A 16953-nucleotide genomic window follows, 5' to 3' on the forward strand; every position below is an offset into this window, starting at 1 on the left:
GGGCAGGACGACCATGTTATCCGCGTGCATGACGATCCGTCGGCGCTCGACGCCATGGCCTGGGACACGCTGCTGGCGGCCCAGGCCCAGCCCACGCCCTTCATGCGCCACGCCTACCTGGCGGCGCTGCATGCCAGCGGCTGCGCGGTGGCCAGCACCGGCTGGGCGCCGCGCTTTGTCACCGTCACGCGCCACGGCGCGCTGGTGGCCGCCGCGCCGGCCTATCTGAAGACCCACTCGTACGGCGAGTACGTGTTCGACTGGGCCTGGGCCGATGCCTACCATCGCCACGGCCTGCGCTACTACCCCAAGCTGCTGGTGGCCGTGCCCTTCACTCCGGTGCCTGGCAGCCGGCTGCTGGCCACCGACGCAGCCGCGCGCGGCGCCCTGCTGCAAGGCCTGCAGGCCGTGGCCGCGCACGAGAAGGCCTCGGGCCTGCATGTGCTGTTTCACCCCGAGGCTGAATCAGGCGCGGTGGCCGACGCCGCGGGCCTGGTGCGCCAGGGCGTGCAGTTCCACTGGCAGCAGCAGGCCGTTGCGCCATGGCCCGACTTCGAGGCCTTCCTGGCCAGCCTGGCGCGCGAGAAGCGCAAGAAGATCCAGCAAGAGCGCCGGCGCGTGGCCGAGGCCGGTGTCACGTTCACGGCCCACCGCGGCCACGAGATCAGCGACGAGCTGTGGCGCTTCTTTCACGGCTGCTATACCGGCACCTACCGGCTGCACCACTCCAAGCCCTACCTGAACCTTGAGTTCTTTCGTGCCATGGGCCGTGCCATGCCAGCCCACTGGCTGCTGTTTGTGGCGCGGCGCGGTGGTGATGGCGGCACGCCGATCGCCGCCTCGCTGGTGGCGCTGGACGAGGCCCGCGGCGCGGCCTTCGGCCGCTACTGGGGCGCCACCGAGTACATCCCCTGCCTGCACTTCGAGGCCTGTTACTACCAGCCGCTGGCCTGGTGCCTGGCCAACGGCTACACGCGCTTCGAGGGCGGCGCGCAGGGCGAGCACAAGATGGCGCGCGGCCTGATGCCGGCGCCCACGCGCTCGGCGCACTGGCTGGCGCACCCCGAGTTCAACCGTGCGGTGGCCGACTACCTGGCGCAGGAGGGCGAAGGCATCGCCGCCTACATCGACGAACTGCACGAACACAGCCCGTTCCGCCACCCTGGCGCTTGATGCAGGGCAAGCACCGAGGCCTTGGGCGCCGGGGCGGCCGCTGGCCGGGCCTATGCTCGGACAAACCCTGATCAGGCGCCCCGCGCGCCTTGCCGCGTTCATGGACAAGCATTACCTCACCCCGCTGTTCTCGCCCGAATCCATCGTGGTGTTTGCCGGCGATCCCGACCAGCCGGCACAGCAGACCGCCCACGCCCGTGCCCTGCTGGCTGAACTGCAAAGCCACGGCTTCAGCGGGCCGATCACCTTTCTCGACATCTCGATGACCGGCACGCTGGCCGATCTGGCGCACTCGCGTGCCGATCTGGCGCTGATCGCGCTGCCGGCCGATCAGGTGGCCGCCGCGCTGGAGGTGACCGGCCGCATCCGCTGCCGCGCGGCCCTGGTGCTGGGCGCCGGCATGTCGGCCACGCAGTGCAGCGACCTGCTGGCCATTGCCAAGCGCCATGGCGTGCACCTGCTGGGGCCCAACAGCCTGGGCTTTCAGCGCCCGCACCTGAAGCTCAACGCCGCGGCGGCCGGGCCGCTGGCCACGCCGGGGCCGCTGGCGCTGGTGTCGCAGTCGGGCGCGCTCACCTCGTCGATCATCGACTGGGCCGGCCGCAACGGCGTGGGCTTCTCGGCCGTGGTGTCGCTGGGCCCGAACACCGCGGTCGACCTGCCGCAGGTGCTCGACTTTCTGGCCAACGACGCCAGCACGCAGAGCATCCTGGTCTACATGGAAGGCATCCGCCACGCGCGGCGCTTCATGAGCGCGCTGCGCGCCGCGGCCTTCGTCAAGCCGGTGGTGGTGATGAAGGCCGGGCGCAAGCCGGCCGGCTCGCATGCCGCGCTGACCCACTCGGCGGCCATCGTCGGCTCGGACGACGTGTTCGAGTCGGCGCTGCGGCGTGCCGGTGCGGTGCGGGTGCGGGTGTTCACGCAGCTGTTCTCGGCCGCCAAGTGCCTGGCCTCGCGCTACCGCCCGGTAGGCAAGCGCATGGCCATCATCACCAATGGCGGCGGCCCCGGCGTGCTGGCCGCCGACTGGGCCAACGAGATCGGCATCGAGGTGGCGGCCTTCAGCGACGCCACGCGCGTGGGTCTGGCGCCGCTGCTGCCCGACGGGGCCACGCTGCAGTCGCTGGTCGACCTGGGTGAAGACGCCCGCCCCGAGCATTTCAAGGCCGCCGTGCAGGCCTGCGGCAAGGACCGCGGCATCGACGGCGTGCTGGTGATCCTGAGCCCCAAACCCGACAGCGATGCGGCCGCGGTGGCACGGGCCATCGTCGAGGTGTTTCGCCCGGTGGCCAAGCCGGTCCTGGCCTGCTGGATGGGCGACGAGTCGGTGCGCGAGGCACGCGAGGTGCTCAACGCCGCCGCCATCCCCAACTTCCGCACCCCCGAGGCGGCGGTGGACGCCTTCGGCAACATCGCCAGCTTCTACCAGAACCAGCAGCTGCTGCAGCAGACGCCGCCGCCGCTGTCGGCGCTGAACCAGCCCGACACCGAAGGCGCGCGCCTGCTGATCGAGGGCGTGCTGGCCGAGCGCCGCAAGGTGCTCACCGAAATGGAAAGCAAGGCGTTGCTGGCCGCCTTCCACATCCCGGTCACGCGCACGATGCTGGCGCGCAGCGCCAACGAGGCCATGCTGATCGCCAGCCAGCTGGGCTACCCGGTGGCGCTGAAGATCGATTCGCCCGACATCAGCCACAAGAGCGATGTGCAGGGCGTGGCGCTGAACGTGAGCACCGCCACCCAGGTGCGCGACACCTACAACGACATGCTGGCCGCGGTGAAGCGTGCACTGCCCGCGGCCCGCATCAACGGCGTGACCATCCAGCCCATGGCCGCCAAGCGCCGTGGCCGCGAGATCTACATCGGCCTGACCACCGACGACCCCTTCGGCCCGGTGATCACCTTCGGCGCCGGCGGCACCATGATCGAGCTGATCGCCGACCGCGCGATGGAGCTGCCGCCGCTGAACCAGTTTCTGGCGCGGCGGCTGATCGAGCGCTCGCGCGTGGCGGCCATGCTGGGCGAGTGGCGCGGCCACCCGGCGGCCGATCTGGACGCCATCGAGCAGGTGCTGCTGCGGGTGTCGGAGATGGTCTGCCAGCTGCCGCAGCTGCGCGAGATGGACATCAACCCGATCATCGTCGACGAGAGCGGTGCGGTGGCCGTGGATGCCCGCGTGGTGATCGACCATGCCCAGCCCAGCGTGGGCGAGTACACCCACCTGGCCATCCTGCCCTACCCCAGCGCCTACGAGCGCGAGTGGCCGATGAAGGGCGGCGGCCTGTACACCATCCGCCCGGTGCGGCCCGACGACGCCGACATGCTGCAGGCCTTTGTGCGCAGCCTGTCGGAAGAAAGCCGCTACTTCCGCTTTGCCAGCGCCATCCAGGAGCTGCCGGCGCGCATGCTGGCCCGCTACACGCTGATCGACTACGACCGCGAGATGGCCCTGGTGGCCGTGCACCGCAGCCGCGAGGCCGGCGCAGACGGCGAGTTTGTCGAGCGCGAGCAGATCATCGGCGTGTCACGCTACATCACCAACCCCGACCAGACGAGTTGCGAGTTCTCGCTGGTGGTGAGCGACGCCTACAAGGGCCAGGGCCTGGGCTCGCGGCTGATGCTCAGCATCATGGACTTTGCCCGCGCCAAGGGCCTGGCCGAGATCGACGGCCTGGTGCTGGCCAACAACCCCAACATGCTGCGCCTGATGACCAGCCTGGGCTTTGCCACGCGCAGCTTCCCGGAAGACCCGGACTTCAAGCTGGTGAGCAAGGCGCTGTAGCCCAGGCCCCAGCCCGGTGCGCTGCGCCAATGACAACGGGCCCCGCAGGGCCCGTTGATCCTTGTGCCTGGCCGCGCCGCAGCGCGGCACCGGGCAGGCCGTGCTTACTTCTTGCCTTCGACGGCCCAGCGCTTCATGCCTTCGGACACCTCGGCCTTGGCGGCGTCGGTGCCTTCCCAGCCCACCACCTTGACCCACTTGCCCACTTCGAGATCCTTGTAGTGCTCGAAGAAGTGCTGGATGGTCTTCAGGCGCAGCGGGTTCAGGTCTTCAGGCTTCTTCCACTGGCTGTAGACCGACAGGATCTTGTCGATGGGCACGGCCAGCAGCTTGTTGTCGCCGCCCGCCTCGTCGTCCATCTTCAGCATGCCCAGCGGACGGCAGGTGACCACCACGCCCGGGATCAGCGGCACCGGCGTGATCACCAGCACATCGACCGGATCGCCATCGTCGGCCAGCGTGTTGGGGATGTAGCCGTAGTTGCACGGGTAGTGCATCGAGGTGCTCATGAAACGATCGACGAACAGGGCGCCGGATTCATGGTCGACCTCGTACTTGATCGGGTCGCCGTTCATCGGGATCTCGATGATCACGTTGAACTCGTCGGGCGCCTTGGCGCCGGGGGTCACGTTGTGCAGGCTCATGGTGGTGCTCGTTGCGGCAGTGCCGGTGCGGTTTTCGGGGAAACCCCGATTCTACGGATGCCGCATGACCCCGCCCTGACGCCCGCACCACACACCCCGCAACACCCGCCTTGCGTTACCGCAGGAAAACACGGGGTCGGATGGATGACGCTTCCCTTACATTGAATTGGCGACCGCTGCCATGGCCGGTTGAACCGGTGCCAAACAAATCCGCGGCGCAAATCACAGGGCCTGAATCAACGAGGAAGGAGAAACCTTGATTTCCACCATGCAGGCGCTCTACATCGCGCTCTTGTTCGGCGTCATCGCCGTGGCTTATGGCTTCATCCAGCGGGGCTGGATCCTGAAACAGGACGCGGGCAACGCCCGCATGCAGGAAATCGCCGAGGCGATCCAGCAAGGTGCGGCCGCGTACCTTGCGCGGCAGTACCGCACCATCGGCATCGTGGGCCTGGTGCTCGCAGTGCTGATCGGCTGGTTCCTTGACGGCACCACGGCGGCCGGCTTCGTGCTCGGTGCAGTGCTGTCGGGCGCCTGCGGCTTCATCGGCATGAACGTGTCGGTCAAGGCCAATGTGCGCACCGCGCAGGCCGCCACCCGCGGCATCGGCCCGGCGCTGAATGTCGCGTTCAAGGGCGGCGCCATCACCGGCATGCTGGTGGTGGGCCTGGGCCTGCTGGGTGTGGGCGCCTTCTTCCTCTACATCACCGGCAACGGCACGGCGGCCAACGACAAGAGCCTGTCCACCGTGCTCAAGCCGCTGCTGGGCCTGGCCTTCGGCTCGAGCCTGATCTCGATCTTTGCCCGCCTGGGTGGCGGCATCTTCACCAAGGGCGCCGACGTGGGCGCCGATCTGGTGGGCAAGGTCGAGGCCGGCATCCCCGAGGACGACCCGCGCAACCCGGCGGTGATTGCAGACAATGTGGGCGACAACGTGGGCGACTGCGCCGGCATGGCCGCCGACCTGTTCGAGACCTATGCCGTGACCCTGATCGCCACCATGGCGCTCGGCGCGCTGATGGTCACCGCGGCGCCGATGGCCGCGGTGGTCTACCCGCTGCTGCTGGGCGGTGTGTCGATCATCGCCAGCATCGTCGGCTGCAGCGTGGTGAAGGCCAGCCCCGGCATGAAGAACGTGATGCCGGCGCTCTACAAGGGCCTCATCGTCGCCGGCGTGCTGTCGTTCATCGCCTTCATCGGCGTCACCTACCTGGTGATGCCGCCCGACGCCCTGGGCGCCGGCACGCAGATGCGCATGATCGGCTCCTGCGCCGTGGGTCTACTGCTCACCGCCGGCCTGGTGTGGGTGACCGAGTACTACACCGGCACCCAGTACAAGCCGGTGCAGCATGTGGCGCAGGCCAGCACCACCGGCCACGGCACCAACGTGATCGCCGGCCTGGGCGTGAGCATGAAGTCCACCGCCTGGCCGGTGATCATGGTCTGCATGGCCATCGTCGCGTCCTTCCAGCTGGCCGGCCTGTACGGCATCGCCATCGCCGCCACCGCCATGCTCAGCATGGCCGGCATCGTGGTGGCGCTCGACGCCTACGGCCCGATCACCGACAACGCCGGCGGCATTGCCGAGATGGCCGAGCTGCCGGCCAGCGTGCGCGACATCACCGACCCGCTGGACGCCGTGGGCAACACCACCAAGGCAGTCACCAAGGGCTATGCCATCGGCTCGGCCGGCCTGGCCGCCCTGGTGCTGTTTGCCGACTACACCCATGCACTCGAGGCGCGCGGCATGCACGTGTCGTTCGACTTGAGCGACCACATGGTGATCATCGGCCTGTTCATCGGCGGCCTGATCCCCTACCTGTTCGGCGCCATGGCGATGGAGGCGGTGGGCCGCGCCGCCGGCGCCGTGGTGGTGGAGGTGCGCAAGCAGTTCCAGGACGGACAGATCATGGCCGGCAAGCGCAAGCCCAACTACGGCGCGGCGGTCGACATGCTCACCACCGCCGCCATCAAGGAGATGGTGGTGCCCTCGCTGCTGCCGGTGGCAGTGCCCATCCTGGTGGGCATGCTGCTGGGCCCGGCCGCGCTGGGTGGCCTGCTGATGGGCACCATCGTCACCGGCCTGTTCGTGGCCATCTCGATGTGCACCGGCGGCGGCGCCTGGGACAACGCCAAGAAGCTGATCGAAGAAGGCTTCAAGGACGAAGCCGGCGTGCTGCACAAGAAGGGCGGCGATGCGCACAAGTCGGCCGTCACCGGCGACACCGTGGGCGATCCCTACAAGGACACCGCCGGACCGGCCGTCAACCCGCTGATCAAGATCATCAACATCGTGGCCCTGCTGATCGTGCCGCTGCTGCCGATGTCGGCCAGCACCAAGGCCGCCGACAACCACGCCACGGCACCCGCGGCCGTCACCGCACCGGCCGCGGCGTCTGCGGCGTCGGTGCCAGCCTCGGCGGCCTCGCAGTGAGCGCCTGAGCACCGGCGCCATCGCGCATGGCGTGGTGCCCCAGCCAAGCCAGCCCCCGGGCTGGCTTTTTTCATGCCTCGTCCGGGCTGAGAGGATGTCCCCGAAATGAGAGGCTGGCACAGACCGGCGACAACACGGCGCAAAGCCCAAAGCCGCGCCACAGCCGCTGAAAAGCAAAAAGCCTGGTGTCTTGTGGACACCAGGCTCTGCCGTTCTTTGGTCGGGGTGGCGGGATTCGAACTCGCGACCCCTTGCACCCCATGCAAGTGCGCTACCAGGCTGCGCTACACCCCGACGAAGCCTCGCATTATAGACAGAAAATCAGCCGTTCAGACGGCCAGCAACGCACGAATCGACATCAGCTCAGCGCGCAGCTGCGACGGCGCGAGTTCACGCACCTCGGGCAGCGGCATGGCCTCGTCGGCAAACGCATGCACATCGGCGCCGGCGGGCAGGCCGTCAACGCCCAGCACGGCGCCGTCGTCCGGGCCATCGATGTCGTCGAGGCTGGGCGGCAGACCGGTCACACCCACGGCACGCGCGGCCGCGGCCAGTTCGCCGAGCTGGTTGCGCGCGCCGCTTATCGTGAAACCCTGGTCGTAGAGCAGGTCGCGGATGCGGCGGATCAGCAGCACCTCGTGATGCTGGTAGTAGCGCCGGTTGCCGCGCCGCTTCATCGGCTTGAGCTGGGTGAACTCCTGCTCCCAGTAGCGCAGCACATATGGCTTGACGCCGCACAACTCACTGACCTCACCAATGGTGAAGTAGCGCTTGGCGGGAATCGCGGGGAGCGAATTCTCCATATGAATCAAGGCGGTGAGCGAGCGAGCTCAGACTCTACTCGAACTCTTCACCCAGCGGGGTGTCGCCTTGCACGATCGCCTTGAGCTTGTGGCTGGCATGGAACGTCACCACGTTGCGCGCCTTGATCGGGATCGCCTCGCCGGTGCGCGGATTGCGCCCCGGGCGCGGCGCCTTGCGCCGGATGTTGAAGTTGCCAAAGCCGGAGAGCTTGACGTCGCTGCCGTCCACCAGGGTCTGGTGCACGATTTCGAAGAAGGCCTCGACCATGTCCTTCGATTCGCGCTTGTTCAGGCCCAGGCGCTCGAACAGCAGCTCGGCCAGTTCGGCCTTGGTCAGCGTGGGCGTCTCCAACGACGGCAGGATCACGCGGTCGGGCTTCGTGTCCTCGGTATTCATATGGTGTTGTCCTCGGTACGACAGGCGTGTTTTCTGATCGGGCTTCAGGCCCGCAGGCGGGCGCCCACGGCCTGGGTGGCGCGTTCCACCGCTGCGGCCACGGCGGCATCGATGCGCTCATCGGTCAGCGTGGCCTCGGCATCCAGCAGTTCGATGCGCACGGCCATGCTGCGCTCGCCGGCCGCGATGTCGGTCACCGGTTTGGCCGGGCGGTAGACGTCAAACAGCGTGACCGTCTGCACCAGGCCCGACGGATCGGCGCGCAAGGCGCCCAGCAGCGCGTCGTGGCTGGCCTGCTCGCCCACCACCAGGGCCAGGTCGCGCAGCGCCGCCTGATGCCGTGCAATCGGCTGGCCCACCGGCACCACACGCTGCTGCACGGCGTCCAGGCTCAGCTCGAACAGCAGCGGCGCCTGCGGCAGCTCGTAGGCCTGGCGCCACTTGGGATGCAGCTCGCCGATCACGCCGATGGCCTGGCCATCGAGCAGCACGCGCGCGCTGCGGCCCGGGTGCAGCGCCGGATGGCTCGCCGGCTCGAAGCGCACCGGGCCGGGCGCCAGCAAGGCCTCGACATCCCCCTTCAGATCGAAGAAGTCGGCCGCACGCTCGGCCACGCCCCATTGGGTGATCTCGGCCGGCCCGTAGGCCAGGCCCGCCACATGCATCGGCTGGTGCACACCGGCCACCGTGGTGTCGCTGTCGGCCACGCCGGCATCGCGCAGGGCCACACGACCCAGCTCGAACACGCGCACCCGCGGCGCCTTGCGCGCCAGGTTGTGGCGCAATACCTGCACCAGGCTGCCGATCAGGCTGGAGCGCATCACCGCCAGCGGTGCGGCAATCGGGTTGAGCACGCGGATCGGGTCGGCATTGCCGGCCAGCTCATGCTCCCAGCGCGCTTCCACGAAGCTGAAGTTGATCGTCTCCTGGTAGCCCAGCGCGGCCAGACTGTGGCGCACGGCATGGCGGCTGCGCTGCGCCTCGGTGCGCAGGTGCGCTGTCACCGGCGCCAGCGGCGGCGTGGCCGGCAGCGCGTTGTAGCCGATGACGCGGATCACCTCCTCGATCAGGTCTTCCTCGATCGCCAGGTCGAAGCGCCAGCTCGGCGGCGTGACCACCAGGCTGCCCGGCGCCTCGGAAAATTCGAGCCCCAGGCGGCGGAACACGTCGGCGCACTGCGCCTGCGTGACCGGCATGCCGATGACCTTGGCCGCGCGCTCGACGCGCAGCGTGACCGGGGCGCGCGCAGGCAGGCTCAGTGTCTGGTCGTCCATCGGGCCGGCATCGCCGCCGCACACCTGCTGCACCAGGCGCGTGATGTGCTCGATGTGGGCCACCGTCTGCGCCGGATCGACACCCCGCTCGAAGCGGTGACCGGCATCGGTCGAGAAGTTGTAGCGGCGCGAGCGCCCCGCCACCGCCTGCGGCCACCAGAACGCGGCCTCGATGTAGATGTTCTTCGTCTCGTCGCTCACGGCAGTGGCGTCGCCACCCATGATGCCGGCCAGTGACTCGACCGCCTGCGCATCGGCAATCACGCCCACCGTCGTGTCCAGCGTCACGGTGTTGCCGTTCAGCAGCTTCAGCGTCTCGCCCTCGACACCCCAGCGCACCACCAGTTTCTGGTGGATTTTGTCGAGGTCAAAAATATGCGAGGGCCGGCCGTACTCGAACATCACGTAGTTCGAGATGTCGACCAGCGGGCTCACCGGCCGCTGGCCGCAGCGCGCCAGGCGCTCGATCATCCAGGCCGGCGTCTTGGCCTGGGTGTTGACGCCGCGCACGATGCGGCCCGAGAAGCGGCCACACAGATCGGGCGCCTGCACCTGCACCGGCAGCACGTCGGCGTGGGCCACTGCCGCTGGCGCAAATTCGGGTGTGCGCAGCGGCGCGCCGGTGAGGGCCGCCAACTCGCGCGCGATGCCATACACCGACAGGCCGTGCGCCAGATTGGGCGTGAGCTTGAGCGTGAACACCGTGTCGTCGAGCTTCAGGTGGCCGCGGATGTCGGCGCCCAGCGGCGCATCGGCGGCCAGCTCCAGCAGGCCGCCGTGGTCGTCGCTCAGCTTGAGTTCACGCGCCGAGCACAGCATGCCGGCGCTTTCCACGCCGCGCAGCTTGCCCAGCTTGATGGCGAACGGCGCGCCGCCGTCCTCGGTGGGCGGCAGCTCGGCACCCACCAGCGCCAGTGGCACCTTGATGCCCACGCGGGCGTTCGGCGCGCCGCAGACGATCTGCAGCGGCCCGTCCTTGCTGTGCACACCGGCATCCACCCGGCACACGCGCAGGCGGTCGGCATTGGGGTGCTGATCGGCCTCGACGATCTCGGCCACCACCACGCCCGTGAACGGTGGCGCCACCGGGCGCATGTCTTCCACTTCCATGCCCGACATGGTGAGCAGCTCGGCCAGCTGCGCGGTATCGAGCGGGGGGTTGCAGAACTCGCGCAACCAGGATTCAGGAAACTGCATCGTGCAACTCGCGAAAATTCGTTCGGTTCAAGGCGACGGCGGGGCCGTTCAGCGGAACTGGCTCAGAAAGCGCAGGTCGCCGTCGTAGAACTGGCGCAGGTCGTTCACGCCGTAACGCAGCATGGTCAGCCGGTCAGGGCCCAGACCGAAGGCGAAGCCGATCCACTGCTCGGCATCCAGGCCGAAGTTGCGCACCACGTTCGGATGCACCTGGCCGCAACCGCCCACCTCGAGCCACTTGCCCTTGAGCGGCCCGGACTCGAAGGCGATGTCGACCTCGGCCGAAGGCTCGGTGAACGGAAAGAACGACGGCCGAAAGCGCAGCACCAGGTCGTCGCTCTCGAAGAAGCGGCGGAAAAAGTCGGTCAACACCGACTTCAGATCCTTGAAGCTCACGTTGGCGCCGATCCACAGGCCTTCGCATTGGTGGAACATCGGCGAGTGCGTGGCGTCGCTGTCGACCCGGTAGGTGCGGCCCGGTGCGATGACGCGGATCTCGGGCATGGCCTGGCCGGCCGCCAGCTCGGCCGCGTACTTTGCGGCATGGGCCCGCGCATAGCGCACCTGCATCGGGCTGGTGTGCGGGCGCAGGTTGTACCAGCGGCCTTCAGCGTCCTTCATGTCGACGTAGAAGGTGTCCTGCATCGACCGCGCCGGATGGTTCTCCGGGTTGTTCAAGGCCGTGAAGCTCATCCAGTCGGTCTCGATTTCGGGGCCGTCGGCCACCTCGAAACCCATCGAGCCGAAGATGCCCTCCATGCGCTCGAGCGTGCGCGACACCGGGTGCAGACCGCCGGCGCCCCGCTGGCGGCCGGGCAGGGTCACATCCAGCGCCTCGGCTTTCAGCTGCGCCTCGAGTTCGGCATCGGCCAGCGCCTGGCGGCGTGCGGCCAGCGCCGCCTCGATGGCCTGCTTGGCCTGGTTGATCTCGGCGCCGCGGGTCTTCTTCTCTTCGTGCGGCAGCGCGGCCATGCCCTTGAGTAGCTCGGTCAGCTGGCCAGACTTGCCGAGGAAGCGGGCCTTGGCATCTTCCAGCGCAGCGGGCGCGGCCGCGGCGGCGAAATCGCGGCCGGCCTGCGCCACCAGTTCGTCGAGATCGTTCATGGAGAAACTTCAGAAAACAAAAAAGGCCGTCGCTAGGTGACGGCCTTCGAAGCTGATGTCGGCGACGCCCCACACGCGAGCCGCGCACGGGGCATGCAACCGTGATCAGGCGAGCTGGGCCTTCACCTTGGCAACGATGCTGCCAAAGGCAGCCGGGTCGTTGACAGCCATGTCGGCGAGAACCTTGCGGTCGATCTCGATCGACGCCTTTTTCAGGCCGGCCATGAACTTGCTGTAGGTGATGCCCAGACCACGCGCGGCGGCGTTGATACGGGCAATCCACAGACGGCGGAAGACGCGCTTGCGGGTGCGGCGGTCACGGTAGGCATATTGGCCCGCCTTCATCACCGCCTGCTTGGCGATGCGGAAGACGTTCTTGCGGCGACCACGGAAACCCTTGGCAAGAGCCAGGATCTTCTTGTGGCGGGCGCGTGCGGTTACACCACGTTTGACGCGAGGCATGAGTAGCTCCTTTTCAGTCCGTCAGAAGATCAGAGGCCGGCAAAGGGCAGCATTTGTGCCATGTGCCCCATGTTGGTCTCGTGCACGTTCACGGCACCGCGCAGCTGACGCTTGCGGGTCGTGCTCTTCTTCGTGAGGATGTGGCGCTTGAACGCCTGACCGCGCTTGACGGTGCCACCCGGACGGACGCGAAAACGCTTCTTCGCGCTGCTCTTGGTCTTCATTTTGGGCATGACTGCTCCTTCTAAGTTGCTCCTGCAGGCGGCCGCCCGTTGTGGCGCGACGCTTGTACTGCCTGCAGCAGCTGTTCCCCAAGGGTGCGCTGGTGACCAAACCAGCGCGGGGAATTCGTGAAACCTGTTCTCTCGCCAAACGCGCGGCACACCGCCGCGGCGCTCACTGCTTCTTGCGGGGCGCCAGCACCATGATCATCTGGCGACCTTCGAGCTTGGGCATGTGCTCAACCACGGCCACATCGGCCAGTTCTTCGCGAATGCGCTCGAGCATCTTCATGCCCAGGTCCTGGTGCGTGATCTCGCGGCCGCGAAAGCGCAAGGTGACCTTGCCCTTGTCGCCGTCCTCGGCGATGAATCGACGCAGATTGCGCATCTTGATGTTGTAGTCGCCGTCGTCGGTACCGGGCCGGAACTTGACTTCCTTGACCTCGATGACCTTCTGCTTCGACTTGGCCTCGGCCGCCTTCTTCTGCTCCTGGTACTTGAACTTGCCGTAGTCCATCAACCGGCACACCGGGGGATCGGCGGTGGCAGCGATCTCGACCAGGTCGACATCGGCCTCGCCGGCCAGGCGCAGCGCATCCATGATCGGGACGATGCCAAGCGGCTCGTTGTTGACCCCGTTCAGACGGACCATGGGCGCCATGATTTCGCGGTTGAGTCGATGCTTGCGCTCGACATTGGGCATCCGGCGATCAAGAAACGTAGCGATGGTGCAAACCCCTTCGGATCAACGTGGATCCATGCCCCAAGGCAAGCAACGGGCGGAAATCAACGCAAAAAGTGCGCGCCTGTAGGCTGGACGTCAAACCTTGGCGGCGATGTCGGCGGCGAGCTTCGCAGCGAAGTCGGCCACCGACATGACGCCGAGGTCTTGGTTGCCCCGGGCGCGCACAGCAACGGCCCCACTTGCCTTCTCCTTGTCACCTGCGACGAGGATGTACGGGGCCTTTTGCAACGAATGCTCGCGGATTTTATACGTGATCTTCTCGTTGCGCAAATCGGCCTGAACTCTAACTCCTTGTTTTTGCAGCGTTTTCACGACGTCTGCAACGTATTCGGCTTGCGCGTCGGTGATGCTGGCCACCACCACCTGCACTGGAGCCAGCCAGGCAGGCAATGCGCCAGCATGCTGCTCGATCAGAATACCGATGAAACGCTCGAGGCTGCCCACGATGGCGCGGTGCAGCATGATGGGTCGATGGCGGGCTCCATCCTCGCCCACGAACTCTGCGTCCAGCCGTTCGGGCAGGTTCGGATCGACCTGGATCGTGCCGCATTGCCAGGGGCGGCCCAGCGCATCTTTCAACGTGTATTCAATCTTCGGGCCGTAGAAGGCACCCTCGCCCGGCAGGTACTCGAAGTCGCAGCCCGAAGCCTTGAGGCCCTCGGCCAGCGCGGCCTCGGCGCGGTCCCAGCTTTCCTCGGTGCCGATGCGCTTGTCGGGCCGGGTGGACAGCTTGTAGATGATGTCGCTGAAGCCGAAGTCCTTGTACACGCGCTGCAACAGCGTGGTGAAGGCCACCACCTCGGCCTGGATCTGGTCTTCGGTGCAGAAGATGTGGCCGTCGTCCTGGGTGAAGGCGCGCACGCGCATGATGCCGTGCAGGCCACCGGTGGGCTCGTTGCGGTGGCACTGGCCAAACTCGCCAAAGCGCAGCGGCAGGTCGCGGTAGCTCTTGATGCCCTGCTTGTAGATCAGGATGTGGCCCGGGCAGTTCATCGGCTTGAGCGCGTAGTCGCGCTTCTCGCTCTCGGTGACGAACATGTTCTCGCGGTACTTGTCCCAGTGGCCGGTCTTCTCCCACAAGCCCTGGTCGAGGATCTGCGGGCCCTTGACCTCCAGGTAGCCGTTGTCGCGGTAGACCTGGCGCATGTACTGCTCGACGCCCTGCCACACCGTCCAGCCCTTGGGGTGCCAGAACACCGTGCCGGGGCTGTGCTCGTCGATGTGGAACAGGTCGAGCTCGCGGCCGAGACGGCGGTGGTCGCGCTTCTCGGCCTCTTCCAGCATCGTGAGGTACTTCTGCAGGTCGTCCTTGGTGGCCCAGGCGGTGCCGTAGACGCGCTGCAGCATCTCGTTGCGATGGTCGCCGCGCCAGTAGGCGCCGGCCACCTTCATCAGCTTGAAGTGCTTGAGCTTGCCGGTGCTGGGCACGTGCGGGCCGCGGCAGAGGTCTTCAAAGCTGCCCTCGCGGTACAGGCTCACGTCCTCGCCGGCCGGGATGCTGCCGATGATCTCGGCCTTGTAGTGCTCGTTGAGCGACTTGAAATACGCCACGGCCTCGTCGCGCGGCAGCACGCGGCGCTGCACCGGCTCGTCCTTCTTGGCCAGGTCGGCCATCTTCTTCTCGATGGCGGCCAGGTCGTCGGGCGTGAACGGGCGCTTGTACGAGAAGTCGTAGTAGAAGCCGTGCTCGATGACCGGGCCGATGGTGACCTGGGCTTCGGGGAACAGCTCCTTGACCGCATAGGCCAGCAGGTGGGCGGTGGAGTGGCGGATCAGCTCCAGGCCGTCGGCGTCGCGCTCGGTGACGATGGCCAGCGCGGCGTCGGCGTCGATGCGGTGGCTGGTGTCGACCAGCCGGCCGTCGATCTTGCCGCCGAGCGCCGCCTTGGCCAGCCCGGCGCCGATGGACGCGGCCACCTCGGCCACGGTGACCGGCTGCGGGTACTCGCGTTTCGAACCGTCGGGAAGCGTGATCGTGACCATGGCAAAAGGCTCCGGAAATGGGCAGGCGTGCGGGCAACAAAAAAGCGCGGTGGTGAGCCGCGCTTGTCGTTGTTCAGGGAGAAAGGGTCGAACAGGCGTGACGGCGCGGCCGGCTCAGGGGCCGGTGACGGTGGCGATTTGAGTTCGCGGTGTCACAACCAGGTGCCTTTCTCGCTCTTGTTCAGGGTGTTTCGGGGGTGGTTCGGATGAACTGCGCGCGATTGTACGGCGCAACGCCGTGGCGGCGGCCATGCGGCAGGCGCCGAACTGCGGCCGCCGATCGGGCCATTTCGCCGCGCCGCGCCGCGCCGGCACGCAGCCGGCGCCGGCTGCGCCGGGCGCATGCCGCCTCACACCAGGGCCGCTGCGCCCAGGCAGCGCTCGACGAACCAGAACGCGGCCACCGCGGCCGCCACGCCCGAGCCGCCACGCAGCACGGCGGGCACGTACATCGCGCGCACGCGCCAGGTCATCAGCAAGGGCAGCAGCAGTGCCACCACGGCCAGCTGGCCGGCCTCGAGCCCCAGGTTGAACTGCAGCAGCGCCCAGCCGAAGGTGGCGCCGGGCAGGTCGAGCTCGGCCAGCACGCCGGCAAATCCGAAGCCATGCACCAGGCCGAAGCCGAAGGTCAGCGCATCGCGCCAGCGCCACAGGCGCGGGCGCAGGTTGTCCACCGCCGCCACCAGGATGGTGAGTGCGATGGCCGGCTCGATCAGCCAGGGCAGCGGCTGCCAGCGCCCCAGCGCCGACAAGGCCAGCGTGATCGAGTGGGCCAGCGTGAACAGCGTGATGGTGCGCAGCACCGGCCCCACGGCACCGCGCAGATCGGCCACCGGACGCCAGCCGTGGCTGGCGCTGCTGGCGGCCGCGCTGGCAGCAGCTGAACGATCTGCACCGCCGGCACCACCAGAACGATCTGCACCGCCACGCTGCAGCACTGCGGGCAGCAACAAGCACACCAGAAACAGCAGGTGATCCCAGCCGTTGAGCAGGTGCACCGCGCCTTCGACGATGAAGGACGCATGCTCGGCGGCCGGCGGCTGCGTCGGCACGGCGGCGCTGGCCGGGCCGGCGACGACGGTGGCGGGCACGACGGGGTTGACCAAGGATGCCGATGCCGATGCCACGCCCGACACCAACGAGGAGCCAGTGGCGCCAACGGCCGCCTGGCTGGCGCGCGTGGCCGGATCGGATGGACCGGCCGCATCCGCCGCCTGGCCCGGGCCGGTTGACAGCGCTTCGCCCGGGCGCGGTGCCGGGCTGGGCACCAGCACGCGCAGGTGCGGCGCGCCGGCCTCGGCCAGGTTCAGGCGCAGCAGCGCGCGGTGGGTGTCGTCGATGCCGGCCAGCAGGTGCCAGCGCGCCGGGGTGCCGGCCGCCACCCGGCAGGCGGCATCGGCGCGCACGACGGCATACACGCCATCGGCCCGGCGCTCCAGCGCCTGCTCGCCGGCCAGCGGTTGAAAGCGGCAGTCACCGAGCTGCAGCGCGCCCAGCACGGTGGCGGCGATCAGCGGCTGGGCGCGGCGCACCTCGGCCCAGGTGAGCTGGCGGTCGCCGTCGGCGTCCAGCGTGGGCAGCAGCAGGTCCAGATCGCGCAGCGCCACATCGGCGCGCAGGCTGCTGCGCTCGGCGCCGGCCTGCACCTGCAGATAGGCGTCGCTGGCCTGGTGGGCCGGCGCGGCCAGCGGGCACAGCAGGCCGAGCAGGCCCAGCCAGCGCCAGAACATGGCGACA

13 protein-coding genes and 1 tRNA gene are annotated in these 16953 nt (G+C 68.1%); 3 read left to right on the forward strand and 11 right to left on the reverse strand.

What is annotated here, in order from left to right:
• The first annotated feature begins 54 nt into the window (after positions 1-54).
• Entirely contained in the window at positions 55-1173 is a 1119-nt protein-coding gene (locus N4G63_RS08695; protein ID WP_260788679.1) for a GNAT family N-acetyltransferase, read from the forward strand.
• A gap of 100 nt (positions 1174-1273) precedes the next feature.
• The gene (locus tag N4G63_RS08700) at positions 1274-3952 is read left to right on the forward strand and encodes a bifunctional acetate--CoA ligase family protein/GNAT family N-acetyltransferase (protein WP_314599585.1); all 2679 of its coding nucleotides are present in this window, start codon (positions 1274-1276) and stop codon (positions 3950-3952) included.
• Between the two features lie 104 nt (positions 3953-4056).
• Here the strand turns inward: N4G63_RS08700 and ppa are convergent, their stop codons facing one another.
• On the reverse strand, positions 4057-4596 hold the full coding sequence (gene ppa / locus N4G63_RS08705; protein ID WP_260787926.1) for an inorganic diphosphatase: 540 nt from the start codon (positions 4594-4596) through the stop codon (positions 4057-4059).
• Between the two features lie 259 nt (positions 4597-4855).
• On the opposite strand from ppa, the gene N4G63_RS08710 reads away from it, so the two are divergent.
• Entirely contained in the window at positions 4856-7030 is a 2175-nt protein-coding gene (locus N4G63_RS08710) for a sodium-translocating pyrophosphatase (RefSeq protein WP_260788680.1), read from the forward strand.
• 217 nt (positions 7031-7247) lie between these two features.
• Here the strand turns inward: N4G63_RS08710 and N4G63_RS08715 are convergent.
• The 10 genes from N4G63_RS08715 to N4G63_RS08760 form a co-directional block, all read right to left on the reverse strand.
• Positions 7248-7324, reverse strand: a tRNA-Pro gene (locus N4G63_RS08715).
• A gap of 35 nt (positions 7325-7359) precedes the next feature.
• A complete protein-coding gene (locus N4G63_RS08720) occupies positions 7360-7833 on the reverse strand; it encodes a MerR family transcriptional regulator (protein ID WP_260787927.1) in 474 nt (157 codons plus the stop codon).
• A gap of 34 nt (positions 7834-7867) precedes the next feature.
• Positions 7868-8230, reverse strand: a complete 363-nt coding sequence (locus N4G63_RS08725; protein ID WP_260787928.1) for an integration host factor subunit alpha — start codon at positions 8228-8230, stop codon at positions 7868-7870.
• Between the two features lie 44 nt (positions 8231-8274).
• Positions 8275-10701 carry a phenylalanine--tRNA ligase subunit beta gene (gene pheT / locus N4G63_RS08730; protein ID WP_314599586.1) on the reverse strand — a complete coding sequence of 809 codons (2427 nt, stop codon included), beginning with the start codon at positions 10699-10701 and terminating at the stop codon, positions 8275-8277.
• Positions 10702-10749: 48 nt separating this feature from the next.
• Positions 10750-11805: a phenylalanine--tRNA ligase subunit alpha gene (gene pheS, locus N4G63_RS08735; protein ID WP_260787929.1), complete on the reverse strand. Its 1056-nt coding sequence runs from the start codon at positions 11803-11805 to the stop codon at positions 10750-10752.
• Between the two features lie 105 nt (positions 11806-11910).
• Positions 11911-12267 (reverse strand): 50S ribosomal protein L20, encoded by a 357-nt coding sequence (rplT, locus tag N4G63_RS08740; protein WP_260787930.1) that lies wholly within the window; start codon positions 12265-12267, stop codon positions 11911-11913.
• A gap of 29 nt (positions 12268-12296) precedes the next feature.
• Positions 12297-12500 carry a 50S ribosomal protein L35 gene (gene rpmI, locus N4G63_RS08745; protein WP_260787931.1) on the reverse strand — a complete coding sequence of 68 codons (204 nt, stop codon included), beginning with the start codon at positions 12498-12500 and terminating at the stop codon, positions 12297-12299.
• Between the two features lie 163 nt (positions 12501-12663).
• A complete protein-coding gene (gene infC, locus N4G63_RS08750) occupies positions 12664-13191 on the reverse strand; it encodes a translation initiation factor IF-3 (protein WP_260787932.1) in 528 nt (175 codons plus the stop codon).
• 117 nt (positions 13192-13308) lie between these two features.
• The gene (thrS, locus tag N4G63_RS08755; protein WP_260787933.1) at positions 13309-15216 is read right to left on the reverse strand and encodes a threonine--tRNA ligase; all 1908 of its coding nucleotides are present in this window, start codon (positions 15214-15216) and stop codon (positions 13309-13311) included.
• Between the two features lie 350 nt (positions 15217-15566).
• On the reverse strand, positions 15567-16946 hold the full coding sequence (locus N4G63_RS08760) for a HupE/UreJ family protein (RefSeq protein WP_314599587.1): 1380 nt from the start codon (positions 16944-16946) through the stop codon (positions 15567-15569).
• Positions 16947-16953: the final 7 nt, after the last annotated feature.

It is taken from the genome of Aquabacterium sp. OR-4 (assembly GCF_025290835.2).
GTDB lineage: Bacteria > Pseudomonadota > Gammaproteobacteria > Burkholderiales > Burkholderiaceae_C > Pseudaquabacterium.